The 249-nt window shown below is 35.3% G+C and carries 1 protein-coding gene; it reads left to right on the top strand.

The genetic code is table 11. The annotated features are described in order from the left end of the window. Positions 1-249, top strand: a 249-nt coding sequence (locus AAEY57_RS20675; protein ID WP_350608744.1) for a putative porin, incomplete at both ends; no start/stop codon positions are given.

A 249-nucleotide genomic window follows, 5' to 3' on the forward strand; every position in this document is an offset into this window, starting at 1 on the left:
TGTTTATGGTGCATACAGTGATAATGATTTTGGAGATGTTACTAGCGTTGGCGGTGAGTATTTTGTAGAAGATTTTGTATTAGGTGCACAGTACAATAATTTCGATAGTGATTTTGGCTCAAGCACGGATGTAATTGAACTTTCAGCGGGTTACTTCTTTAATCCAAACCTTGTATTAAAAGCAACGTTTGTTGATGTAGAAGATGCTGAAAATCAGTTTGTGTTTGACTTAGCATATAACCATCAGTT

Source organism: Pseudoalteromonas sp. MER144-MNA-CIBAN-0113, assembly GCF_040308965.1.
Taxonomy (GTDB): domain Bacteria; phylum Pseudomonadota; class Gammaproteobacteria; order Enterobacterales; family Alteromonadaceae; genus Pseudoalteromonas; species Pseudoalteromonas tetraodonis.